Source organism: Methanomassiliicoccus sp. (assembly GCA_033485155.1).
GTDB lineage: Archaea > Thermoplasmatota > Thermoplasmata > Methanomassiliicoccales > Methanomassiliicoccaceae > UBA6.
This window is the reverse complement of sequence record JAWQJJ010000008.1, coordinates 122,582-147,475: the sequence shown is the minus strand read 5'-3', so window position 1 is coordinate 147,475 and position 24,894 is coordinate 122,582. Positions and strand designations below refer to the sequence as shown.

The window sequence follows — 24,894 nt, the reverse complement described above, 5'->3', positions numbered from 1 at the left end:
GTCAGAGCATGCAGATCGGTATCGTCGGTAAGCCTAATGTCGGCAAGTCCACCTTCTTCTGCGCGGCCACCTTGGCCAACGTGGAGATCGCTAACTACCCGTTCACCACCATCAAGGCCAATCGTGGAGTCGCCTTCGTACGCGGGCGGTGCCCGCACCTCGATTTCAACACTCAATGCGTTCCGCGCAACGCCGGGTGCGACAACGGGACGAGGATGATCCCGGTCGAACTCCTGGACGTGGCCGGGCTGGTCCCCGACGCCTGGCAGGGTCGAGGGCTCGGGAACCAATTTCTCGATGACCTCAGGCAGGCCAACGCCCTAGTCCACGTCGTCGACGCCTCGGGCTCGACCGACATCGAGGGAGCGACTGTCCCCCAGGGATCGCACGATCCTATGGAGGACATCGCTTTCCTGAAGCGGGAGATATCGATGTGGATCCGGGGAATCCTGGAGAAGGGCTGGGAGAAGGCGGCCCGGCAGGCCCACATGACTGGCCAGTCCGTAGTGCCCATCATCCACGACCGCCTCACTGGACTGGGAGTGAGCGAGGCCCAGGTGGTGGCAGCGATGCGGGACGCCGCGCTGGCGGAGAATGCCATGAACTGGGGACCAGAGGACATGCTGCGCTTGTCCGAAGCGGTCCGGAAGTACTCTAAACCTATGATCATCGCCCTCAATAAGGCCGACCTGGCCGATGATGCGGCCCTCCAGCGCCTCACCGCGTCGGCTGGGGACCTGTGCGTGCCCACTATGGCCGAGGCCGAACTCGCGCTCAAAAGAGCGGCCAAGGCTAAGCTGGTCAACTACCTTCCCGGCGATGATAAGTTCTCCGTCGCCGAGCCGTCCAAGCTGAACGCCAACCAGGTCAAGGCACTGGACAAGATCGGAGAGGCGGTCGACCGCCTGCACGGCACCGGCGTCCAGAAGTGCCTGGAGAAGGCGGCGTATGAGCTGCTCGACCTCATTATCGTGTACCCAGTGGAGGATGAGACCCGCCTCACCGACCACGACGGCCGTGTCCTCCCAGACGCATTCCTGGTGCCCAAGGGAACAACGGCCAGGGGGCTGGCGTACAAGGTCCACACCGACCTGGGAGAAACCTTTATCCGGGCGATCAACGTCAGAACACATCGTACGGTCGGCAGTGATTATCTGCTGCAGAACAACGACGTGCTGACGATCGTGTCCAGGAAGTGATATCGTTGGGTCAATGGGATGTCCGCCTTCTTGCCGCCACCTACCGCCGGGTGGAGAACGACCAGCTCGCCATGGAGTTATATGGCAAGCTGGACGACGGGCGTTCCATCACCGTACGGTACATCGGCTTCGAGCCGTACTTCGACGTCGTCGAGCCTACCCCGGCGGTGATCGAGCAGCTGCGCAAGGACTCCGACGTCCGGCGGGTGGAGGATATCTCCCTGTTCTACAAGGGAAAGCTCCGGCCATCGACCAAAGTGTTCGTGAGGTTTCCCTGGCTGGTCCCTGACTTCCGCTCCCGCCTTAGGCGAGACTTCGACGTACTGGCCGCCGACATACCGTTCCACCACCGGTTCTTCTACGACTACGACATCGGCTCGTGCATCCGCGTGCATGGCCGCGAGGGAGTGGGGGAGTACCGGACCGACCTTGTAGTGGACATGGACCGGGCGGATGGTAAAGGGCCGAGCTTCGAGAACCTCCCTCCGTTCAACCCCGACCTCAAGGTACTATCGTTCGACATCGAGAACGCCATCAAGGACGGGACGATCCTCACCATATGCTACGTCATCCGCGAGGGCGGTAAGCTACGCGGAGGACCGCCCATCAGCGGGGACGAGAGGGAGATCATCGATGCCTTCACCCAGGTCATCCAGGAGGAGGACCCAGACGTCATCACCGGCTACAACATCGATAATTACGACATCCCTACCGTCATGGAACGGGCCAAGCTGGTCAAGGCCGGGAAGCTGGCCTGGGGGCGCGATCTCTCCGAGCCCCGCAAGGTCGGCCTTCGCGGCTGGAGGATCACGGGCCGCCTGGTAGTGGACGCGTGGTGGGCGGCGAAAATGCAGCTGCGGCCGAAGCAGGAGACCCTGAATCACGTGGCCAAGCTGTGCCTGGGAGAGGAGAAACTGGACGTCGAACCGTCCAAGATGGACGAGGAGTGGGAAAAGGATCGCGACAAGGTCATGCGCTACTGCCTGAAGGACGCCGAGCTTGCCCTTCGCATCCTCGAGTATGTCGGGTCGGTCCGCCGGACCATGGACCTGGCGGCGGTATCCAAGCTGCCGATGGAGGATGTGCAGACCTCCGGCAACTCGACGCTCATCGACTCCATCCTCATTAGGGAGGCAGACCGCGTGCCCGCGCCGTTCGGGCCGGTGGGGGTACCGCTGACCGGCAACTTTGACGATGACGAGGAGGCCATCGAGGGAGGGTATGTCCATACCATCGAGCCTGGCCTCTATCACTGGGTCATCGTGCTGGACTTCAAGTCCATGTATCCTTCGCTCATCATTAACAAGAACATCTGCTTCACCACCCTCAGCGATAACGGTACGATCGTCTCACCCAGCGGGGCCAGGTTCCTATCGAAGGACCAGCGGGAGGGTTTGCTGCCCAAGATCCTCAAGGACCTCATGGCCCAGCGGGATGATATCAAGCGGAAGATGAAGACGACCGAGGACCCTGACGAGTTCCGCTACTATGACGGGCTGCAGAATGCGGTCAAGATCCTCATGAACGCTGTGTACGGGGTGTTCGCCTCATCCTTTTACCGCTTCACCGACCGCAACATCGGGAGCGCCATCACCTCGTTCGCTCGGGAGACCGTCAAGATGCTCATCCAGCGTCTCGAGGGGGAGGGACGCAAGGTCGTCTACGGGGACACCGACAGCCTATTCGTCCAATCGCCGTACCACGACCTCGATGGGACGGTAAGGTTCGGAAAGGATATATCTGAGAGGTTCTCCCGGGAAATATCCCAGATGGAGTTCCAGAAGGTTCTGGAGCCGCTGTTCTCCCATGGCAAGAAAAAGAGATACGTCGGCCGCTCGGTATGGCCGGACCAGGAACTCCTTGTCCGCGGCTACGAGACCCGGAGGACCGACGCCTTCGACCTGCAGAGCGAGGTGCTCATGGCAGTATTTGAGAGGATCCTTGATGAGAAGACGGAGGAAGCGGTTAAGATCGCCCGGGAGAACGTTCAGCAGGCCATGGAGTGCAAGGTCCCCATCGAATCGCTGGTCATCTCCCGTACCTGTAAGTCATTCAACTCTTACAAAGATCCCGACTCCCAAGCGAATGTTCAAGCAGCCCGCAAGCTTATGGCCATGGGCTACGAGTTCGTCCCCGGCATGAAGGTCTCCTGGATTGTGACCGATTCCCGGAAGACGCCCCAGGAGGTCGAGCCGTACGTCAGCGGCCGCAAGTTCGAGCACCGCCCAGATTGCCGCTACTACGCCGAGAGGATCGCGCAGACCGCTGCGCGAGCGACCGAGGTCTTCGGTTGGGGGGAGAGGGATCTCCTCACCGGCTCGCAGCAGGTCACCCTCTTCGACACATCCTTCGCCGGGGGTTCCGATACCGGAAGTAAAAAGAAGGAGCCAGCGAGCAAGAAGATGGCGAGGAAGCCAGACCTCCGGGACTTCATGTGATCGGAGCAAAATAATGATGCTGGCTACGACCTCAGTATTGAACTTGAATATCCACGCAGATACGTTTAACTTCCCCACAGGATTTTTTCACTTGGGTATCGGATTTGATAGGCAAAATGGAGATCATCGGAGAATGGGCTGCTGACGGATCACTGGAAGAGAACGAGGAACACCGCATTATCAATATGAAGGAGCTCAACAAGGCGATCAAGCAGAAGGTATATGAGGTCGATCTTCAGCTCCTCATCGCAGGCCTTATCACCATCCTTGGCATTCATCAGGACGGAAAGGAGAAGCGCTACACGTTGGAGGTCCACATCCCCCTATTCCTGGAGGAGGATGAGGAGTACGACGTTTCTATGCTGGAACGCAGGGCCGAATCCCTAAAGACGCTCAAGGAGCGCGGTTACTACCTGGAGGGGCACCGCGGCGGGTTCGTCAAATGCTTCAGGGAAGGCTCCCTGAAGGAGCTAGAGGGCGAGCTTGACTTTATCGAGGGCGCCCTGGCCATCGCCGGTTAAGGCGCGGTCAGCCCATCCTTCGGGTCCCCTGCGGCCCCGATAGGATTATATAACCTGGCATACTGTCGGCCCATAGTCACGAGAGAAATCTCGTCGGAGATGTGCCTCTGGCGACAGGGGTGAATCCATAAACGCCGCCTATGCGGCATGGTGATGCACATGACAGCGAATCAAGAGAAAGCGCCCGCGGTCGAGTCTGAAGAGGAGAAGAAGACCGTAGTGGGCAAGAACATGTACAGTTTTATCGCCGAGGCCTGGAACAGGCCGTCCGACAGCTATGTGAAGGATCTGCAGTGGGCCCGTCTGATCGACTGGCGCCGCGAGGAGAATTTCATCAAGATCGACCACCCCACCAGGCTGGACCGCGCCCGCAAGCTGGGCTTCAAGGCCAAGCAGGGGTTCATTGTGGTCAGGGGCCGCGTCCGCAAGGGGTCCCTGAGGCGCCGCCAGATACGCAAGGGCCGCCGTGCCAAGCGCCGCGGTATCAACAAGATTACCATGGGCAAGAGCCTGCAGCGCATCGCTGAGGAGCGCGCTTGTAAGAAGTACCCCAACCTCGAGGTCCTGAACTCCTACTGGGTAGGCATGGACGGACTGCACGAGTGGTTCGAGATTATCATGGTGGACCCGCATCACCCGGTCATCAAGGCGGATAAGACCATCAACTGGATCTGCTCCTCCAAGCAGAAGGGGAGGGCGTTCCGTGGCCTGACCGCCGCCGGCAAGGCGGGGCGCGGACTGAAGTGGAAGGGCAAGGGTGCCGAGAAGGTCCGCCCGTCCATCAACGCTCACAAGCACCAGGGCAAGTGAGCATCAAACCCTTACCCAATCCCTTTCCTTCTTCCTTTTTTATCTGCACCGCTGCGGCAATAGGCCTCAGAATCGGATGTGTTTTAAAGGCACGGGCCGCAGTTACGCCGAGCGGATGGCGGCCAGACGTTCTTCGACCTCAGCATCGGTCATGCCGATGAGGGGAAAGAAGGCCGGCCATCTCGAGGACAGCTCCCTGATGCGGTCGATGTCCCCGACTCCATAGCCGTGCACGGTCGCCAGCCCCTTGACGTCGTGCAGCACCTTTTGGACGTCCTTTCCGACGAAGACTTTCAGCCGTGGGTCCCAGCTCTTCAGTATGGCCGCTGGGCCGTCTTCCGACGGCGCTGCCACAAACACCCGACATCCGCGCTTCATCAGCATCCAGGCGGCCAGAGCGTCCCGCTCTGTCTCCACCGCCGCGGCCACCTTCCCCTGGCTCCCCATGGGCAGGCCCGCCGGGCCGGAGAGATACTCACTAAATATGTAGGCCCTGCGCTCCCGGACCTCGACGTAAAAGGTGACGTCCGGCCGAGTGAGGTTGACCCGGGCTCCACGATCCTCGTTGGCGAGGAAGATCGCCGATCCGACCTCTCGCCCCACGTCCATGCTCTTGTACGGGTGATTCCCTTCCCTACGGGCCTTGACGGCAAAGGACTGGCCGTCGAGGAGCACTTTTTGAGAGTACTCAGCCGCGGTCCTCTGCATCGCTTCCATAGCGCTATCGGAGATGAGCGCCGGCGATACCGAGGCAATGCCAAACACCCGGCGGAGGATGGGGACAGCTTCATCGATGCGGTCCGTGGTGATGTAGATGCGCCCCTGCTCACAGGTCACTAGCGCTTCCAGGTTGTGGGCGGAGAGGGCGGTGAGCATGTTGTCCATGAGAATGCTCTCGAAGTACCTCCGCACCCCCGAGCTTTTCAGGCCTACCTCCGCATACCGGGCCAGGATGACGTCCACGAGCGTGTGATGAGCACGCCAGTTATTATTGTTTCCCTGCTCCGGCTTTCTGCCCGGACGCTATATCCGGCCATCTCTCGGATCGCGTGCTGGAGCCGTGAAGAAAAATGTCGTATTCAGAGCTATCAGGAAGACCGCACCTATGACTGAATCAACGGCAAGGAATGGGCCGAACAGCGTCGTGCTCGCTATACTGAACAATCCATCTCCTCGCTCGATTCGATGTAAGTGAGTGGAGGTTAGCTCATCCTCGATACGACCCCTTCATAGGTTTGTGCCGATAATTGGCGAGGCAATGACGTTCGATAAATGGGCCTCTCCCGGCCCTTGCCTTCGGCCCTCGTGGGAGCTCTACAAATGCACACATTGTGATCGTTCTAGTGGCCCTCCGTGAGATCTATCATCACGGTCTAGAGCTCACTCATGCAGGCGATGGGGGAGCGGGAGAGAATGACGGGCGCTCCCGGCCCCTGCATAGGGCAGACCTTATCTACGGCGCTCTCCATCGACCACCCGATGGACCTGGTCATGGCCTTGGCGGTCATCCTTATCGCGGCCCTGGCAGGGATCGTGGGCTCGATGTTCGGCATCGGAGGTGGGGTGATCATAATACCTGCCCTGACCATAGCGCTGGGCCTTCCGATCAAGGACGCCATCGGTGCCAGCCTCATCGGAGTGATAGCGTCTTCCACCGGGGCGGCGTCCCGGTATGTGGGGCAGGGGATCGTAAACATCCGCCTGGGAATGATGCTTGAGCCCGCCACTACCATCGGCTCCATGGTGGGGGCGGCGCTGGCGGTTTATTTGAACCAGTATGTTCTGTCAGCCATCTTCGCAGCGGTGATGTTCTATTCCGCATACTACATGCTGCGCCGACCCGAGGTCACCATCCACGGCAGCGAGAAGTGCTACGACTACCTGGGATGCTGTTACGATGACCCCCTGACCGGCGAGAAGATCGCCTACACGGTCCGAGGCCTGCCCAAAGGGCTGTTGGCCTCCTTTTTCGCCGGCAACATGTCTGGCATGCTTGGAGTGGGCGGCGGCATCGTCAAGGTCCCGGTGATGAACATGTGGATGGGGGTACCGATCAGGGCCGCCACGGCCACCAGCAACTTCATGATCGGAGTGACGGCGTTGGCCGGAGCGGTGGTGTTGTACGCTCACGGCCTCATCTCCCCGGTGCTCGCGGCGTTGGTAGCAGTGGGGGTTTTCGCCGGGGCTTCGGTCGGTCCCCGCATCTCCCGGCGGGCGGCAGGGCCGATGCTACGGCGGTACTTCGCCGTCATCCTGATCGCCGTGGCCGTGCTCATGCTGCTCAAGGCCACCGGTCTCGAGGTGGGGCTATGAGGTTCGACGAGCACGAACACTCCAGGACGGAGAAGTGGGTGCAGCTTGTACTCCGCTGGGGGATGGTCCTCAGCTTGAGCGTGCTGCTTCTCGGCTTGGCGCTTTTCGTACTGTCACCGCCCGGTCAATCGGAGGTCGATCTGAGCCCAGGCGAAATCGTTGCGGGGATAGTTGACGGGAACGCCGTCGCCGTCATCGACCTGGGGATCGTGCTGCTCATCGCCACCCCCTTGACCAGGGTGCTGACCACTCTCGTCATCTTCATCGTCGACCGGGAGTACCGCTTCGTCTTCGCCTCCCTGCTCGTCCTCGGGGTCATCTCCGCAGCCATCCTCCTCGGCTAGGGATTCCTTACCTCTGGCATGGAGAAGGAAACCTTCATGAGGCGGCGGCCATTCTATGCCCGGGATGCGTCGGGATGGGAAAGGGCAGATCAAAGGACGATAAGTGGTACTTTTCGTTCCTTCCAAACAACATGGCCGGCGGGAGCACCTCTCCGCTGATACCGCTATTCGTCACCGAAGGTCTCAAGGGCACCGTCGCCCAGGTGAGCTTCATCAGCGCGATATCATCCATGGCGGCGGTACCCTCCAACATACTCTGGGGCAATCTATCCGATGCGGCCAAGAAGCGGCGGCTGTTCGTTTTAATCGGCTTCGCCGGCCTGGCACTGGCCAACCTTATGATGGCGTTCTCCCTCAACTTCACCCAATACCTCATCGCCAACGCCATCCTGGGGCTACTATCCACAGCGGCCGCCCCGGTTGGCACCGTCCTCATCCTGGAATCCTTCAAACAGGAGGAATGGGCCAAACGGCTGGGGGATTTCTCGAAGATCGGAGGCATCGGATGGGTCGTCGGCCTGCTGGTGGGTACTATCTGGATCGCCGTTTTCTCAGGGGGATCGGACTCCGCCCTGGCCATGCGCGCCCTATTCATCCTGGCTGCCGGCCTATCGTTGGTATCCATGTTGCTGGCATACCGCTGGGTGCCTGAGCCGGAGGAGGTCCTGGATCGCTCCCAGATCAACGGTTCCATTCTCCACATCCCGCTGTACGTATTCGAACGGGCGCGGTACATGCCGCACCGAGTGATCCATATTCTGAAGGTCAGCTCCGACAACATGCGCCTGCGGTACCTGCCTGCCAACCTCCGGCGGTACTATGTGTACACCATGATCGTCTTCACCGGCTTCCTGACCTTCTATGTCGGCCTGCCGACATACCTAAAGCAGTACGTGGGAATGAGCAGCACCGAGGTCTTCATCATCTACCTGGCGTCATCGGCGGCATCGGCCATCACCTATTCTCAAGCCGGGCGATGGGCATCGAGTCTGGGCAGCAAGAGGACACAGAGCTTGGCGGTGACGGGCAGGGTCTTCCTCTTTCCGTCCTTCTTCCTCGTGACCATGCTAGGCCTCTCCCACGGCGTGCTGCTGGTGGTGTTCTGCGTCCTACACGCCGCGCTGGGGTTCTGCTGGGCTAACATCTCGGTGTCCGGCAACCACATCGTGTCCAACGTGTGCCTTAAGGAGCATCGGGCCGAAGCCACCGGACTGTACAGCGCGGTTCAGGGCGCCGCCAACGTGGCCGGGGCGCTGATCGGGGGCCAGATCGCCCAATATATGGGATATAGCGCGGTGTTTGGCGTCTCCTCGATGTTCCTGGTAGTCGGCCTCGCACTGCTAAGTGTGATTAAGACGGACAAGGTCGTAGAAGCAGCCGCAGCCCCAAGTCCGGCCTAGGTCCTCTTCATCGACTCGGCAAGGTTCTTGCCATAGATCATCGCCATGGTCTCCTCCCCGGGTAGGAGTTCCTTGTTCGGGCCGGTGCTGAAGTACGTCCAGGAGGTCACGTTGATGTTGGCGCCCTTCATGATCGCCGCAAGCTTCTCGACCATCCCCGATTGCTCTCCGGCCATCCTGGTGTCGAAGAGCACCCCCTTGGCCTTGCCGTTGGTGCTTACCGACCTCTTCAGCAGCCCGGAGATCTTCCTTCCGGCGAAAAATCCGCTGGAGGGGGCTCCGAGTACCCAGTAGTCCGCGCTCGCCAGGTCTGCCGGCGAAACATTTCCGACCGCTCTGCACGTCACATCGGCCAGCCCACTCTGCTTCATGCCTGAGCATATGGCCTGTCCGACCTTCTCGGTGTTGCCTTCGTATACGATCAGTGCCTTCATCGTCCTACCCCATTATTTTCTTAACAATATTGAACCCGGGATATACTTTCGAGAGCATATTCTTTTCTACCATTTTGTATTGGAATAATTCTATTCGGAGGGGGAGATCGGGACAGAGGGAACGACCGATTGCCTTTCGGCAATGATCAGGCCAGGACGTGGACCGGGTTATCGGACCCGGGCCGATGTAAGTACCTCAGCCTCCCGAGGAAGGGGAGAGCGTTAAGCCGCCGGTCCACCTGCGCCCTGGTCCCGGGAAGCGATCATCCCCTGGGAGTCGACGATTGTACCCAGCACGGGTGCGTCCCCGGACTGTTGCTGTCCACAGGACGGGGGTGCATCGAAGCGATATTGCCCATGGGGCACCGTTATCTCGAATCTGACCCCTTTTCCCGGCTCCCCCGCCTCCTGGATGGTCATTCCAGTGATGGCGAGGACTTCCCGGCAGAGGAAGAGCCCGAACCCGGTCCCCTTGCCATAACCGTTCTGGAAAATCCTCTCTTTTTCCCCCACCGGAATTCCCGGGCCGACGTCCTCGTAGGTGATTAGCAGGTGGTCGTCGCCCTCCTGGCAGTCCATGCTGACGATGGTGTGGTCGCTTGCATACTTTATGCTGTCCTCTACCAGATTGCTGAATACCTTGCCGAGCATGGGGTCGCCGTAGATGACCAAATTACGCAGCCGATCGGATGCTTCCAGCCTCTCGATCCTCTCCCAGTCCGTGGCGATGGAACATATCAGCATGCCGACCTGCTGCCATTGCGGCATCTTTGTTCCCATCTCCTGGTATGTCTTGGTGAACTCTATCTGCCGCCAGATCGATCCGGCGCACCTGTCGATGATATCCAGGCGGGCAAGGTTTTCCGGCTCATGCGATCGACGCCTGATGATGTCCAGGTTCCCGCGGAGGACAAGCAGCTGATTGTTGATGTCGTGCCTGGTGATGTTGTAGAGAAGGTTCAACTTGCGGTTGGCGCCCTGCAATGATTCTTCCAGCATCCTGCGCTCGGTGATGTCATGGAGTACAACGAGGACCCGGTCGATCCTGCCGCCGTCCCACAAGGGAGTCTTGCTAACAAGGATGATCTTCTTCCCACCGTTGAGGTCGATAACCTCCTCGGTGACCACCGGCCTGCCCTCTCTGATCGCTTGGTCGATCTCTTCGTGACTCCTCTCGTCGAGGAAGGGTAGGGCCTGGAAAACGCTGTGGCCCACGATATCGGTGTCTAGACCGAGATCCTGTAGTAGCTCGATGCAGGCGCGGTTGACGAGGACCATGTTATCATCCACGTCCATGACAAAGACCGCGTCGCCGAAGGAGTCGATGATGTTGCAGTACCAGCTTCCGGCGTCGTTCAGGGCTTCGAAGGCCTCCTTGCGCCGCAGGGCGCTGACAAAGAGGTCGGTGGCGATCCGCATCGGATCATGGATCGCCACGCTGTCATCACCCCGCATCAGGACATTTTCGAACGCCAGGAATCCGGGGAAATACCCTTCGATCATCATCGGGAAGATGGCGATGGGGTCCTTGACGTCCGATTCCGGGAACACCATCTCCTCCATTCCAGACGGGTTACCGATGACATATGGCGTGAGCGGACCATCGCATCGTTCGATCTTCTCCAACCACCTCTTGGATTGTTCCCTCGACGCCGCCATGAAGGGCATCGGCCGACAGGTGTGTTCATCGGCACACCAGGAGCTGACGCAATCGAAACCTTGCCTCCCATCTGAGTACATATAGATCGAGGCTCTCGACGCGCCCAGGGCGGTCCCAATGACCCGAAGTCCTTCGCTGAGGACCGCATTCAGGTCCTCGGGACGGGCGCTGGTGAAGCGCGAGGACATGGATGCAATCGCCTTACCTAGGGCGGAGTGATTACTCAAGGGGGCGTCCTCGCCGCTCTCGTCAGAGTCCGATACGAACACCACCGACCCGCCCAGCGTCTCACCCTCAAACTGGACGGAAAAAGCGGATATCCAGGCCGGTACGGGCATACCGTTGCTGCGCAGCAAGCGGACCTCATGCTCCCCGACCCTGTCCTGGGCCCCTTCCGGGCTCCACAGCGCCCTCCTTGTTCTTTCATCCATGAGGTCAATGGGGGATCTTTGGAGCAGTTCCTCACTGGTGTATCCCAAAGTCCTTGCCAGGGCATCGTTCACGTAGGTGGTCCTCCACTCGCTGTCGACCACCCAGATCCCCCCCAGAGCGTTCTTGATGATCTGGAGTAAGTTTGCCTCACTGGCCTTCAGCCGATCCTCCTGCCTCCTCCGTTCGTTGACATCTGTTACAAAATAGGTCGTTCCCGCGTACTCGCCATCTTTGAACAGAGGCCTGGCCGAGACCATGGCCCAGAACTCGGTGCCGTTGCCCCGTATCATCTTGTAGTCCGTTCGATTGGTGAAACCCTGGCTACGCTGCTCCAGGTTGGCAATGGCCTGTTCTTTGGATGCAGCGGCAATATGGGAGAGCACCGGAGTGTTGATTATCTCTCCCATCGGCCTCATGAGAATGTCTTCGATGCGATGGTTGGCATAGATGATGCGGCTCGTGGGATCGATGATCATCACGCCTTCCCCGATCAGCTCGAGCATGTCATCGTTCCCGACCCCGAAGCGGTCGAACAGCCTCTTGGCCCTGTTCATCTCAGTGACGTCCTGGACCATGGTGAACAACAGCTTGCGACCGTTGCTAGCCACCGGGCCGGTGAACACCTCGACGTCCTTAACCTCGTTGCTGGCCATCCGATGCTGGGAGGAGAAGCGGTGAACGCCCTTCTCAGCCAGCCTGCAACGTTCGATGGCGTTCGAGGAAACCACAATCTCCCGGACGATGTTCATCCGCTTGAGTGACTCGTGGTCGTAGCCGTAGAACCGGCACGCCGCTTCGTTGGCATCAACGATGTTGCCGTTCTGCGGGTCGACGAACAGGATGACGGCAAGGTTGTCGTTGTACAGCTCCCAGAACGCCGCCTCGCTATCGACCGTCACGCCCTCTCCCATCTTCTGCGGCGGCACCCTATAGGTCAGCAATCTTCCGACGACGTTGTTGCCGATGATCACCGGTAAGGAGTGCTCCTCTATGACCCGACCGTCCTGGAGCTCAAGGTGGATCCGGCTCTCCGTTTCCGGCCTGCCCTCCAACTGGTTGACGTATTTGGCATAGCCGCCAGGGTCCTTGAGCATCTCCAAAGCCGGGACGAGTGCTTTTACGTCGCTGCGGGCCTCAATCGCCGAGGACGGCAGCTTCCAGATATCCAACAGCCTACTGTTGTATTGCACGACGTGATTATTACTGTCAAGGAGAAGGACACCTTCATCGCTGGACTCCAGCATAGCTTTCATCTGAGACATCGACTTCTGGAGCTCGGTCTCTGCGTTCCTGGCCGCCGTGACATCATTGCCGATGACGAGGAACTCTCGGATGTTGCCCTCCTTATCCCGGATGGCCTTGGTGTTCCATGACGCCCAGGCATTCGTCCCATCCTCCTGCCGAATTGGGAAGGTGAATGTGGATGCTTTTCCGTCGCCGGACAAGAACCTTTTCATGAGCTCACCCAGTTCCCGTTCCGGAAATTCATCGGGGCGTATGAGGGCGCCAAACATCGGCATACCGGCTACGTCGGTGGTGCATCCGAAGTACTCCTTCCCGAACTGGTTGATGAAGGTTATATTGCCATTGGCGTCGAGCTTGAGAATAATGCTGCTGGCCCCCTCCACCAGGTCGCGATATTTCTGCTCGCTCTGGGCGACCTGATGTTCGGCCTTCTTGCGCTGGACTAGTTGGATGATGGCGTTCTTCAGCTCGCCGAACTGCACCTGGGGGTTGCCCCCTTTCTGGATATAAAAGTCAGCCCCGCTGTTAAGCGCCTCAATGGCAACCTCTTCGCGGCCTCGGCCGGTGAAGAGTATGAAAGGCGTGAGATCCCCTCTCGCCCTCAGGACCTTGAGAAGTTCGATGCCGTTCATTCCAGGCATCTGATAGTCGGAAACGATGACGTCGTACGACCGCCTGGACAGGATATCCAGAACATCAAGGGAGCATTGCTCGGTGTCCACCTGGATGTCTCCAGCGTATTCGAGGAACAGCTTGGTTATTTCCAGAAGGCCAGGTTCATCGTCGATGTAGATGACCTTGGGCAATTCCATGGATGGCAGGAGTTTTAACTCTATTTATAAACCATTTCGGGACAGTAACGAAATCCGTAATGAGAATGCAATTGAAATGTAATGGTATCCGCTACTCCGGCAATCGTCGGAGGACTTGCGACAAGAGCCGCCACAGCCGCACCATATTGGGACTTGGTAGACGGCCCCCTTCGAGATCAATACTTATAAAGTTCATCGAGCCTCTTGTTGAGCTTGGCGGAGATAGATCTGAGGTGTACCTTATCCTCTTCGTCCAAGCATTCCAGCATTCGGCTCATGAGGTCCTCCATGGCAGACTTGGAGTAATCGAATGCCTCCTCCCCTTTCTTGGTCAGGAAGAGCTTGTAAGTCCTGCTGGACTCGCTCCGGTTCTCCACGAAGCCGTTCTCTATGAGGTTCCTGATGACTCGAGTGGTGAGGCCCTTGTCCGCGCCGAGGGAAGTGCACAGGTCCTTCATGGAGATACCTTCGTTGTCACCGACCTCCATGATAAAAGGGAGCTGGGAGGCGGTGAATTCCTTGTCCTTCAGCAATTTGTTCATGTAGGAGTCCATGAACGATCTCATCTTCTTTGGTGAGACGAACATATCGCCGTGACGCATTCTATCGGTTTGAAAACGTCCATGAAGTATAATATCATTTTGACTTGACTTGTCAATAATCTTTAAATACAATATTGACTTGACTTGTCAACACTAACTATGGAGGTTAGTGAATGAAAAATAATAATCCAATTCACTGGTCGAACATCGATCCAAAGCATCGTCGCTTCATCATGCTGGGATTGGTGCTAGGGATGCTAGCCGCATGCCTGGACGGGACCATCGTATCCACCTGCGGCACGATCATAGCCGCTGACCTGGGAGGTCTTGGCCTTTTCAGCTGGATGTTCACTGCATACATGCTCTGCGAGACCATTACCATACCCATTGGGGGCAAGTTATCCGACCTATATGGAAGAAAGCCGTTCTTTCTGCTAGGCCTGACATTATTCCTCGGGGGCTCCATAGTCGCCGGGCTGTCCACGAGCATGGAGATGTTCATCATCTGCCGGGCCGTACAGGGTGTAGGAGGAGGGCTTCTCATGCCCGTGGCCTCCGCGGCCATTGCCGACCTTTATTCTCCTAGTGAAAGAGGGAAGATGCAGGGCGTGATGGGTGCGGTCTTCGGCCTAGGCACCGCCCTGGGGCCGGTGCTTGGCGGCCTAATTACCGACAATGTTAGCTGGCACTGGGTATTCTACATCAACGTTCCCGTTGCTGCGGTCGCGCTGTTCCTCACTGCCAGGCAGTTCCCGTCGATGGAGGCCGCATCCCATAAAAAGATCGACTACCTCGGCATGTCTATGCTGGGCCTCTTCCTGCTGGACCTTCTGCTGTTCTTCACCTGGGCGGGAAAGGACTTTGAATGGATCAGCTACGAGTCCGGACTCATGGTGGCGGTGGCGGCAGTGCTGCTGGTCGTCTTCAGCCTGATAGAGCATCGGGCTGAGGATCCGGTCATCGCGCCTCGCCTGTTCAAGAACCGGGTCTTCGTGTGTGGAGCTTTCGCCATGCTGATCTTCGGTCTTGCCCTGACCGGGGCAATGGCATACCTATCGATGTTTAGCATCTTCATCTTCGGGCTCACTTCTCAGGAGGCTGGCTATATGTCGATCTCCATGGTCGCCGGCCTGATGATCACGGCGATGCTTAGCGGCAGGTTCGTTCAAAGAACTGGTTACCGGCCGTGGGTCATCACAGGTCCGGTGATCTCGTTCATTGCCATGGTGCTGATGTCCACCCTCGGGCTTGGAGATAGCGTGTGGTACCTGGCGGCATACATGTTCCTCCTGGGCATCGGACTGGGCTGCGTAATGGCCGTCCTCATGGTAGCGGTACAGAACAGCGCCAAGCCGGATGAGATGGGCATGACCACTTCCAGCGTCAACCTTTTCCGAGCGATCGGAGGAACGGTGGCGACGGGCGTGTTCTCGTTCCTTATCAACCTGCGCCTTAATGACGTGCTGAGGGCCGACCTGCCTGCCGATGTCTATGGCCTCGTACCCCACGACACCGACGTCCTCGCGTACATCTCGGCGATGCCTCAGTATGCCACCCAGATCCTGTCGTCCTTCGCTACGGCCATGGACTTCGCCTTCCTGGTGGCGGGAGTTATCATCCTGCTCATCCTGCTGGTAGCGCCGTTCCTCAAGGGATACGTCGTCAATAAGGAGGAGGTCCTGAAGACCCCATCGGCCAAAGTTGTCGAGGAGCGGGATGCTCGGAAGGAGCCTCAGTAGGTTATCCATGTGAGGCCCTCCAAACCCGTTATGGCCCATTCGGGCCTTTGCCCTTTTTCCACCTTAAGCCTGGATTTCTATTGCTCAACTATTCCTATGCCCTCGTCCATACGTGTATTGGTCCGACGAACTCGAATCGCAATGATCGGCCGGACCGGAAGGCCGTGCAATGACCGGATATGTGGCGCTGTTCAGAGGCATCAACGTCGGAGGCAGGAACCGCGTCAAGATGAACGATCTTCGCGGTATGTTCCTGGACCTCGGGCTTGGTCAGGTACGGACATATGTCCAGAGCGGCAATGTACTGTTCGAGTCAGAGGAGACCGAGGACCTTCTGCGGGAGAGGATCGAGCACCAGAGCGAGAGGACGCTCGGCCTCAAGACATCGGTCATTCTCAGGACCTTCCAGGAACTGAGTGGGCTGATCCGCGACCTCCCCTTCTCACCAGACGACATCGACAGGACGGAGGCGTCCTCGAAAGTGGAGAGCCTTTACGTGGCCCTCCTGGCCCGACCTCCGGGAGCCGCAGAATGGCAGGGCCTTCTGGCGCTGAAGCAGGCCGGAGAGGAGTGTCAGAAGGCAGGGAGGGATGTCTATCTCCTTTTACCTCAAGGCATCCGGGGCTCCAGATCGGCCAATAACCTGGACCGGTTGGGCGTTCCCCTTACGATGCGCAACTGGAACACGCTCAAGGCGCTTCATGCAATGACTGAGGCAACGACCGAGAGGTGAACGAACGGGAGGGCCTTCGCCCAGTATGGTGCAATAGTACCTATCGTAAAGGCTACCAACCATTCTCCATCTTCCTGATGAAACCACGATAGAACGTCCGGAAGTCATCGTTATTCATCAGCTCCCTCATGATGACGCTCATGTTGGGCCCATATCTGAGGGGCTCAACCATCATGATGAGCTCTTCGTTTGTTCTTACTCTCAGCAGATCGAACGTATCCATGAACGTGATGTCGGCAAGAGGGGAGCATTTCCACGCTAATTGGTACTCTTCCATGTTCCCGTGGTTGATGGCGTCTGCAGCCATGCGCCCAGCAGCGAGAGAGTTACGAATACCACCAAATGTGATCGGGTTGGCCTGGCAGGCGGCGTCTCCGACGAGGCATGCGTCTCCATTCACTATTTTGTCCAAGCGGCCGATGGGTATGGCTCTCCTATGCGTGTCCACGACATCGCTCGGCGCTGCGTCAGTTCCTTCAGGAAAACCCACCTTAGTATACCTGCCAGAGGGGAACTCCCATCGGTATTTACCCATGTACTTGTTATCGAAGGTGAAGCGGAGCTCATTCTCCATCGGCCTATCGATCACGTGCTGGACCACCTGCATGTATACAGACGGCTCTGTACCAAAGAGCCCCCTTCTGACAGTGGAACGGGCCCCATCAGCACCGACGAGGTACCGGCATGAGATCGTTCCCTCGGAGCTTTCCACGACGTAGCCACCGTTGGTTCGCCTCACTCCTGACACAACTCCATTCACCACCTCGCCACCAGCAGAAGTGAACGGCTTCCGCAGGCTTGATACGAGCTTACCCCGGTCGATGATGAACCCGTCGATGTCTGATGTGAGCGTGATCCCGCCCGGCCAGTGCTCCACGGCTTTAGTCACAGCATTCCTTTGAATGTCAGCGCTTTCGAGGCCTACTTCGGCAAGCCCCCGGCTGCTGATGCCTTCGCCGCACATCTGATTGTACCTAAGGAAGCTATCCTCGTCTAGTCTTTCAATCATCAGCGCGCCGTCGGACAATCGATCGATTTCTAGATGCCGCACGACCGATGAGCCTCCCGGCCCGCCGCCGACTACGATGACGCTATAGTGCCTCATAGCCTCTTCCAGGAAGAATGCTCAACAGTTCTGTATAATCTTAGGTGGGAAAAGGGTTCGCTCCGCCCTTTAGTGCTGCGATCGAGCTACGCTCGAGCATTTAGACCATTAGCCCAGGCGCATATCAAAATTGGTTAGAAGGAAGAAAAGTGCAGGGGAAGGGATTTGAACCCCCGAACCACTAAGGATAAGACCCTGAATCTTACGCCGTTGGCCAAGCTTGGCTACCCCTGCTTGTAATGCCACCTTATACTGGCACTAGATATAAATCTTATCATGGGCACAGAGCTAACGGAGATAAAGAGGATGTTCAAGCCGATTTAGCTGAGGTTAAAATGATTAAATGCACCAACAGCATCCAGGTCGGCGGAAGGGGATGGGTATGGCGAATCAGGGCGCTCCAAAATGGAACGTTAAAGGCAGTGCTGACGAACTAGATGGCTCAACGTCGCTTGATGATACTCGACTATTCATCAACCGGGAGCTCAGCTGGTTGGACTTCAACCGTCGGGTGTTGGAGGAGGCGGAGGACCCTACTCAGCCCCTCTTGGAGAGGGTGAAGTTCCTGGCCATCTGCAGCGGCAATCTGGACGAGTTCTTCATGTCCCGCGTCCCGGGACTGGTGCGCCAGTCAGCAAAGGGAGCGCTGGAGCCCCCGCCCGATGGCATGAGCCCAGCTGAACAATTGGAGGCCATCGCAGGAGAGGTGGGAGGCCTCCTGGAGGAACATGCCAGGGTGTGGAACGAACAAATCCTCCCGGAGCTGGACGCAAAGGGCATCCATGTTCGCCAGATGAGGGATCTCCAACCAGATCAAAAGGCCGCCCTGCGGAAGTTCTTCGAGCGTGACCTCTTCCCTATCCTCACGCCCCTAGCTTTCGACCTGAATCATCCCTTCCCATTCATCTCCAGCGGAGCTATCAACCTCGCTGTGGTAATCAGAGACAACACTGGTCACGAAAGGTTTGCCCGGGTCAAGGTGCCATCGGGCAGCCTCTTCCCGAGGCTGATTAGGGTGGACCAGGAGGCAGGCACCTCGCGCGACTCGCATTATGTGTTCCTGGAAGACTTAGTGGCGGCGAACCTGGATCTGCTGTTCACCGGAGTGAACGTCGTTGCCGCCCATCCCTTCAGGGTCACCCGTGACGCCGAGTTCGAGATCGAGCTGGACGAGACCCATGACCTCCTGACAGCGATGGAAGAGGGGTTGGAGTCGAGAAGGGTCGGGGAGCCTGTGCGCCTGGAGGCGGCCGCGGACATGCCCAAGCGCTTGGTCGACATGCTGGCCTCCAAGCTTGAGCTCGCGTCCCATCTCATCTACCGATCCACCATCCCCCTGGCCCTGGCGGACCTATGGCAGCTGCACGGGATCGGCCGGCCAGACCTGCAGGATACGCCCTTCCTGCCCAACGTCCCGAAGCTCGTGTCCAACGAGCAGACCATCCTGACCAACGTGGCCGAGCACGACGTCCTGCTCTACCACCCCTACGACAGCTTCCAACCCCTGATCACCTTCCTCAAGCAGGCCGCGGTCGACCCCGAGGTCATGGCCATCAAGATCACCTTCTACCGCATCGACAGCTGTTCCCCGCTGGTGGACGCTCTCATGGAGGCGAGACGCAACGGAAAGGCCGTGGCCGCGGTGTTGGAGCTCAAAGCCAAGTTCGACGAGGTCAATAATATCTCGTGGGCCAGGCAACTGGAGCATGCCGGCGTGCACGTCGTGTATGGGCCGGTAGACATCAAGATCCACGCCAAGATGTGCCTGGTGGTGAAAAAGAGCCGGGACGGTCCCATCAGGCTGTGCCATCTGTCATCGGGCAACTATAACTCCAAGACCGCGCGCACCTACGGGGATATCGGCTACCTTACCTCCGGCCCTGATATCGCCGCGGATGTCTCCGACCTCTTCAACTCCCTCACTGGCTACTGCCGCAAGGACGATTTCCGCAAGCTCCTGGTGTCCCCGGGCGGTATCCGACGGGGCATCGTGGAAAGAATCGACCGGGAGATCGCCGTCCATCGTGAGCGAGGTAGCGGACATATCGCCTTCAAGCTCAACGCCCTGATCGACAAGGGCATCATCCAGGCGCTTTACCGAGCATCGATGGCGGGGGTGAAGGTGGACCTCAACGTGAGGGGACTGTGCAGCCTGAGGCCGGGGGTGCCAGGCATCAGCGACAATATCCGGGTCACCTCCATCATCTCGAGGTTCCTGGAGCACTCCCGGATCTATTGCTTCCGCAACGGAGGGGATGCCGAGGTCCTTCTGGGCTCATCGGACATGATGACCCGGAACCTCGACCGGAGGGTCGAGATACTCTTCCCTGTCCGAGACCCCCGGATTCGGGAGGCGGTTATCAAGGACATCCTGGAGGTGCACCTTCGAGACAACGTGAAAGCGCGCGAGCTGCAGTCGGACGGCTCTTGGCGCCGGGTGGTCCGCAAGGAGGGGGAGGAACCTCTGGATTCGCAGGAGTGGTTGCTGGCCAACAGGGGAGTGTGGCATGGGGAGAAGTGAGGACCCCGGGTTCTGCCTGCTCGGGGCGACCACTCTCCTCAACCAGGTGGCCGCACTGAGCGCAAGCGCCAAGGCCGCCCGGGAGATGGATATCGAGGGTGTGCACCAGATGAGGGTTGCGTCCCGCCGGCTGCGGGCCGCGTTGCCCATCTTCAGCTCCTGCCTCAAGGAAAGCCAGCATGGGCGGTGGCGTGATGGTGTAAAAGGCCTGACCAAAGCGCTTGGAGAGGCCCGCGACACCGATGTGCAGGTCGAGTACCTACGCTCTTTCCTGGACCACACGACCGAGGTCCAGCGCCCGGGAGTCCAAGCGCTCCTGGACCTCATGGAGGCCCGCCGACGGGAGCAGCAGGAGCAGGTCCTTGGGTGGCTGGACAACATCAACGAGGAGGGCGTGTTGAAGGAGATGACCGACCTGCTGGCCAGGCGCATCCAGCGCCTGGAGGCCCGGAAGCCCGACGTGAGGGGACGCCCGAGCTACGCCGCCGGTCTTGCCCATGTTTCCTACCGCGTCGGCAAGGTGCTGGAGCTAGAGGCGTCGGTCCACGATCCCCTTGCTATAGAGAAGCACCACGCCATGCGTATAGCGGCCAAGCGGCTACGCTACACCATGGAGACATTCCGCCCGTTGTTCGATGACCAGCTGAAGGAGGATATCAGCACCCTGAAAGGAATCCAGGACCTCCTGGGGGAGATGCACGATTGCGACGTCTGGCTGGCCGGCATGGATGCGGTGCGGGAGGAGCTCACCGAGATGCCTGGGGTGGGTATCGAGACTCTCCTTCCCGGCCTCGAGGCGGTCCGGAAGGATCGGGCCAGGGAGCGGTCCGCGCTCTACGCCACCTTCGTCACGCGCTGGAGCAAACTCCGGGACAAGCGGTTCCTGGAGCGGTTGTCGGACCGGTTCCAGGCGGGGATGGCATACAAGGATCTTGCCATCCCGGTGGTGGGCGCGTGCCAGCCGGCCAAGCTGGCCATCGTCTCCGACGTCCACGGCAACATGGAGGCGCTGAGAACGGTCATGGAGCACGCCAAGGCTCAGGGCGCGGGAGGGTTCATCAACCTGGGAGACATGGTCGGGTCCGGGCCGTGCCCAGAGGAGGTTGTCTCCACTATGAAGGGTGGGCACTTCCTAAGCGTGATGGGGAACTTCGACCTCAAGGTCCTGGAGTTCACCCGTGCCTCCAAACGTCCGAAGGCCGCCTCGGTGAAGGGGGCGGTCCTGGCGGCGACTGCCCGGGACCTATCCGAGGACAGCCTCAGGTTCATTTCCGCCCTCCCCCCAGAAATCAGACTCGAGGTGCTTGGCCGTCGTGTCCTAATGGTCCATGCCAGCCCAGGCGACCCGGACGAGCAGCTCGGACCGGACACCCCAGACCAGCGACTGGCAGAGCTCGCCCGCATCGCTGATGCGGACATCGTTATGGTGGGCCACTCCCACCGGGCCTTTGTACGCCAGGTCGGCGACACCTTGTTCATCAACCCTGGCAGCGTCGGCCGTCCGGTGGACCACGATCCCCGGGCGTCGTACGCCGTCCTGGACACCGCTGACTTCTCCGTAGCCCTCCACCGGATCGAGTATGATGTCGAGGCCACCGTCCGCGCGCTCAAGGAGAAGGGATTACCCGAGGACGTGGCGAAGGTCGTGCGGGAAGGCCGCTCGGCCTCCGAGGAGCGCGGGCGCAAGAGCATCCCGGTGGACCGGGTGGTGGCCATGGGGCGGCTGGAGAGGGTCGCCCGCAGGATGAACGTTGACCACCAGCACGCCGAGAACGTGCTGCGCCTGTCCACCTCTCTCTTCCGGCAGCTGAAGCCCCTTCATGGGCTGGGTGGAAAGGACCGCTTCGTGTTGGAGGCGGCTAGCCTGCTCCACGACGTCGGCACCACTGAGGGCATGAAGGGACATCACCGCGCCTCATACCGCCTGATCATGGAAGCTGAGCTGCCCCTGAGCCCGGAGGACAAGCGGCTGGTGGCATGCATGGCCCGCTTCCACCGGAAGCGTCCGCCGCGCGATGGGGACGCCGAGATTGCGGCCTTCGATGAGAAAGAGCGCCGCCGGCTTTACATGCTGACCTCCATCCTCCGGGTGGCCGACGGCCTGGACTACCAACACGTGGGGGCGATAAAGGACGTCGAGTGCGCCATCTCCGAGGCGGAGGTGGTCATCAAGATAAAATCCGACAACGACTGGACACCAGAGGCCGAGGCCGCCGTGAAAAAGGCCGATCTGTTCGAGCGGACCTTCGCCCGGAAGGTGAGATTGGAATGAACGGCTGGAACCCCCGCACCGGCCATGTGGTCGCCTTCATCGACTTGGGGACCAATTCCGTCCGCCTCCTGGTCGTCCGCCTGAACCCCAATTGCTCATACACAGTGATGACTCAGGAAAAGGAGGTCGTGCGCCTGGGCGAGAAGGAGTTCGTCGACCGAACCCTACGCCGGGAGGCCATGGACCGAGCGGTCCATGTCTGCACCAAATTCGCCGAGCTGTCCCGGACCTACGGCGCCGACGAGATCATCGCCGTCGCCACCTCGGCCGCTCGGGAGGCGAGCAACCAGGGGACGCTGGTGGAACGAATGAAGGAGGAGGCGGGGATCGACCTGGGCATCATCTCCGGCAAGGAGGAGGCTCGATTGATCTTCCAGGGTGTGAGATCGGCGATCGACCTGGGAGCGCGGACGGCGCTGTTCGTCGACATCGGCGGGGGGAGCACCGAGGTGATCGTCGGGGATCAGAACGGCCATTCGTTCCTGGACAGCCTGAAGCTGGGGGCCATCCGCACCACCGCGGCGTTCCTTCCAGACGGGTACAAGGGCCCCATCGAGGACTCGGTGTACAACAAGATGAAACGTCATGCGCGCAGCGAGATGGTCCACACGGTCAAGGCCATCTCCAAGCGTAAGTTCGACCTGGCGGTGGGGAGCTCGGGAACCATCATGAACCTGGCGGAGATGGCCGCGCGGGCCTACGGCGGTAAACCGGGCATCCTTCGTATGGCTCATCTCAAGAAGCTGACGGCGATGATGCGGGCCATGACCCTGGAGCAGAGGAAGCTGGTCCCGGGCATCAATCCCGAGCGGGCGGACATCATCCTGGGAGGGGCGGCCATTCTGGAGGCTTTCATGGAGGACCTCAAGGTAGAGGAGCTGACTATAAGCGAGCGAGGGGTCCTCAACGGGCTGCTGGTCGACTACCTGTCGGGCATCGAGGGATACCCCCATGCGGAGGGGCTGTCGATCAGGGACACCAGCGTGCTTCAGCTTGGCCGCTCTTGCAACATCGACGAGGGCCATGCCCGCACCGTTACCAGGATCGCCCTCGAGCTGTTCGACAGCGCCCAGGCCATCGGCCTGCATGACCTCAGCAAGAAGGACCGAGAGCTGCTGAGGCACGCATCGTTCCTCCACGACGTGGGGGACTTCATCTCATTCAACAACCACCACGCCCACTCCTACTACATCGTCAGGAACGCCGACCTGCTGGGCTTCGAAGGTCGGGAGCTGGCGACCATGGCCAACCTGGTCCGCTACCATCGCAAACGGCCCCCCCGGCGCAAGGACCCCACCCTGCAGGAACTGGACGAGAAGACCCAGCAGAAGATCATAATCATGTCTACCTTCCTTCGCCTGGCGGAAACGCTCGACCGCAGCCACGCCAACCTGGTCTCATCGGTGCAGTTCAAGAAGGGGAGTAAGAACGCCGTGGTCCTGGAGGTCACTTCCGATGCGGATGTGTCGCTGGAGGTATGGGGGGTAGAGAACCACGTCAAGGCGTTTAAGCAGGCCTTCGACCGCGACCTGAGCGTCGAGGTCAAGGGGCCTCGCAACGATTATGGCCTCGCCGGTCCTTCCTGGACCACATGAAGGAGAGGCTGCAGGAATACAAGGAGAAGCGGGACTTTACCAGGACCCCGGAGCCTGTCGGCGAGGAGGAGTATATGGCACCGTTCTTCGTCGTCCAGGATCATCATGCATCCTCCCACCACCATGACTTCCGTCTGCTCATGGACGGGACCTTGAAGAGCTGGGCAGTCCCCAAGCTGATGCCCGAGGAGCCGAAGGTCAAACGGCTGGCGGTGCAGACCGAAGATCATCCGGTGGCCTACGGCGGCTTCGAGGGTACGATCCCCGCGGGCGAGTACGGAGCCGGGGAGGTCCGGCTCTTCGACCGCGGGCCGTACGAGCTGCTGGAAAGAACGAGCAGTAAGATCGTCGTCAAGCTTGATGGCCAGAAGCTCAATGGAACCTACGCTCTGATCAAGTTCAAGGGCAAGGAAGGTTCAAAGAAGAACTGGCTCGTGATGAGAATGCGTTAATAAAACTACAGGAAGAGGTTTGATGAGAAGGGTTTCAGCCCTTCTTCATGATCTTCATCCAGCCGCCGCTCTCGAAGACACCGAGACCGCGGGTCTTGAGGGTCTTCTCGAACTCGTCCCAGGGAATGATTTCCAGGCGGTCGTTGGAACCCTTGGTGAACTGGATCCCGTTCGTTCCCTTCACCCGGCCGGGCTTAAGACCTTTCTTCTTCGCGATTTCCTTGGCCTTATCGACGTTGATCTGCTCCATGACCAATGATTTCCCTCCAGTGTTCATAGGGGCGATGGTAACCATTCGACCCAGATAGTAATGGCCCAGTTTCATAT

Annotated in this window: 19 protein-coding genes and 1 tRNA gene; 13 read left to right on the top strand and 7 right to left on the bottom strand. The window is 59.3% G+C overall.

All coding sequences use genetic code 11. The features are described 5' to 3' along the window. The first annotated feature begins 8 nt into the window (after nucleotides 1-8). From SA339_11885 to SA339_11870, 4 genes are all read left to right on the top strand, one after another. Nucleotides 9-1,199: a redox-regulated ATPase YchF gene (locus SA339_11885; protein ID MDW5563915.1), complete on the top strand. Its 1,191-nt coding sequence runs from the start codon at nucleotides 9-11 to the stop codon at nucleotides 1,197-1,199. A gap of 5 nt (nucleotides 1,200-1,204) precedes the next feature. Next, nucleotides 1,205-3,637: a family B DNA polymerase gene (locus SA339_11880; protein MDW5563914.1), complete on the top strand. Its 2,433-nt coding sequence runs from the start codon at nucleotides 1,205-1,207 to the stop codon at nucleotides 3,635-3,637. 116 nt (nucleotides 3,638-3,753) lie between these two features. Beyond that, nucleotides 3,754-4,158 carry a hypothetical protein gene (locus tag SA339_11875; protein ID MDW5563913.1) on the top strand — a complete coding sequence of 135 codons (405 nt, stop codon included), beginning with the start codon at nucleotides 3,754-3,756 and terminating at the stop codon, nucleotides 4,156-4,158. Nucleotides 4,159-4,317: 159 nt separating this feature from the next. Beyond that, nucleotides 4,318-4,968 (top strand): 50S ribosomal protein L15e, encoded by a 651-nt coding sequence (locus tag SA339_11870; GenBank protein ID MDW5563912.1) that lies wholly within the window; start codon nucleotides 4,318-4,320, stop codon nucleotides 4,966-4,968. A 102-nt stretch (nucleotides 4,969-5,070) separates the two neighbouring features. On the opposite strand, the gene SA339_11865 is transcribed toward SA339_11870, so the two are convergent. Continuing rightward, on the bottom strand, nucleotides 5,071-5,931 hold the full coding sequence (locus SA339_11865) for a THUMP domain-containing protein (GenBank protein ID MDW5563911.1): 861 nt from the start codon (nucleotides 5,929-5,931) through the stop codon (nucleotides 5,071-5,073). A 423-nt stretch (nucleotides 5,932-6,354) separates the two neighbouring features. On the opposite strand from SA339_11865, the gene SA339_11860 reads away from it, so the two are divergent. The 3 genes from SA339_11860 (at nucleotide 6,355) to SA339_11850 (ending at nucleotide 9,025) form a co-directional block, all read left to right on the top strand. Further along, nucleotides 6,355-7,281, top strand: coding sequence for a sulfite exporter TauE/SafE family protein (locus SA339_11860; GenBank protein MDW5563910.1), 927 nt, complete (start codon nucleotides 6,355-6,357; stop codon nucleotides 7,279-7,281). Beyond that, nucleotides 7,278-7,625, top strand: coding sequence for a DUF1634 domain-containing protein (locus tag SA339_11855; GenBank protein MDW5563909.1), 348 nt, complete (start codon nucleotides 7,278-7,280; stop codon nucleotides 7,623-7,625). Before SA339_11860 ends, SA339_11855 begins: the two co-directional genes overlap by 4 nt. A gap of 74 nt (nucleotides 7,626-7,699) precedes the next feature. Beyond that, the gene (locus tag SA339_11850) at nucleotides 7,700-9,025 is read left to right on the top strand and encodes an MFS transporter (protein ID MDW5563908.1); all 1,326 of its coding nucleotides are present in this window, start codon (nucleotides 7,700-7,702) and stop codon (nucleotides 9,023-9,025) included. Here the strand turns inward: SA339_11850 and SA339_11845 are convergent. The 3 genes from SA339_11845 to SA339_11835 form a co-directional block, all read right to left on the bottom strand. Then, nucleotides 9,022-9,459, bottom strand: coding sequence for a hypothetical protein (locus tag SA339_11845; protein MDW5563907.1), 438 nt, complete (start codon nucleotides 9,457-9,459; stop codon nucleotides 9,022-9,024). The genes SA339_11850 and SA339_11845 overlap by 4 nt on opposite strands. A 222-nt stretch (nucleotides 9,460-9,681) precedes the next feature. After that, complete coding sequence (locus SA339_11840; GenBank protein MDW5563906.1) at nucleotides 9,682-13,608, bottom strand: PAS domain S-box protein; 3,927 nt, start codon at nucleotides 13,606-13,608, stop codon at nucleotides 9,682-9,684. Nucleotides 13,609-13,784: 176 nt separating this feature from the next. Continuing rightward, a complete protein-coding gene (locus SA339_11835; protein MDW5563905.1) occupies nucleotides 13,785-14,195 on the bottom strand; it encodes a winged helix-turn-helix transcriptional regulator in 411 nt (136 codons plus the stop codon). 128 nt (nucleotides 14,196-14,323) lie between these two features. Between SA339_11835 and SA339_11830 the strand changes: the two genes are divergently transcribed. Further along, nucleotides 14,324-15,889 carry an MDR family MFS transporter gene (locus SA339_11830; GenBank protein MDW5563904.1) on the top strand — a complete coding sequence of 522 codons (1,566 nt, stop codon included), beginning with the start codon at nucleotides 14,324-14,326 and terminating at the stop codon, nucleotides 15,887-15,889. A 169-nt stretch (nucleotides 15,890-16,058) separates the two neighbouring features. Next, the gene (locus SA339_11825) at nucleotides 16,059-16,622 is read left to right on the top strand and encodes a DUF1697 domain-containing protein (protein ID MDW5563903.1); all 564 of its coding nucleotides are present in this window, start codon (nucleotides 16,059-16,061) and stop codon (nucleotides 16,620-16,622) included. Between the two features lie 52 nt (nucleotides 16,623-16,674). Here the strand turns inward: SA339_11825 and SA339_11820 are convergent, their stop codons facing one another. Together SA339_11820 and SA339_11815 are read right to left on the bottom strand one after the other, a co-directional pair. Further along, nucleotides 16,675-17,631, bottom strand: coding sequence for an NAD(P)/FAD-dependent oxidoreductase (locus tag SA339_11820; GenBank protein MDW5563902.1), 957 nt, complete (start codon nucleotides 17,629-17,631; stop codon nucleotides 16,675-16,677). Between the two features lie 246 nt (nucleotides 17,632-17,877). After that, nucleotides 17,878-17,961: transfer RNA gene (locus SA339_11815), tRNA-Leu, on the bottom strand. Between the two features lie 148 nt (nucleotides 17,962-18,109). Here SA339_11815 and ppk1 point away from each other — a divergent pair. Genes ppk1 through SA339_11795 form a run of 4 tightly spaced genes read left to right on the top strand, consistent with a single transcriptional unit; the run spans nucleotide 18,110 to nucleotide 24,567 of the window. After that, nucleotides 18,110-20,248, top strand: coding sequence for a polyphosphate kinase 1 (gene ppk1 / locus SA339_11810; GenBank protein ID MDW5563901.1), 2,139 nt, complete (start codon nucleotides 18,110-18,112; stop codon nucleotides 20,246-20,248). Then, a complete protein-coding gene (locus tag SA339_11805) occupies nucleotides 20,235-22,520 on the top strand; it encodes a YfcE family phosphodiesterase (protein MDW5563900.1) in 2,286 nt (761 codons plus the stop codon). Before ppk1 ends, SA339_11805 begins: the two co-directional genes overlap by 14 nt. Continuing rightward, nucleotides 22,517-24,115 carry a Ppx/GppA phosphatase family protein gene (locus SA339_11800; protein ID MDW5563899.1) on the top strand — a complete coding sequence of 533 codons (1,599 nt, stop codon included), beginning with the start codon at nucleotides 22,517-22,519 and terminating at the stop codon, nucleotides 24,113-24,115. Before SA339_11805 ends, SA339_11800 begins: the two co-directional genes overlap by 4 nt. Further along, nucleotides 24,112-24,567: a DNA polymerase ligase N-terminal domain-containing protein gene (locus SA339_11795; protein ID MDW5563898.1), complete on the top strand. Its 456-nt coding sequence runs from the start codon at nucleotides 24,112-24,114 to the stop codon at nucleotides 24,565-24,567. Before SA339_11800 ends, SA339_11795 begins: the two co-directional genes overlap by 4 nt. 34 nt (nucleotides 24,568-24,601) lie before the next feature. Here SA339_11795 and SA339_11790 read toward each other — a convergent pair whose 3' ends face one another. Next, nucleotides 24,602-24,817 (bottom strand): hypothetical protein, encoded by a 216-nt coding sequence (locus SA339_11790; GenBank protein MDW5563897.1) that lies wholly within the window; start codon nucleotides 24,815-24,817, stop codon nucleotides 24,602-24,604. Between the last annotated feature and the right edge of the window lie 77 nt (nucleotides 24,818-24,894).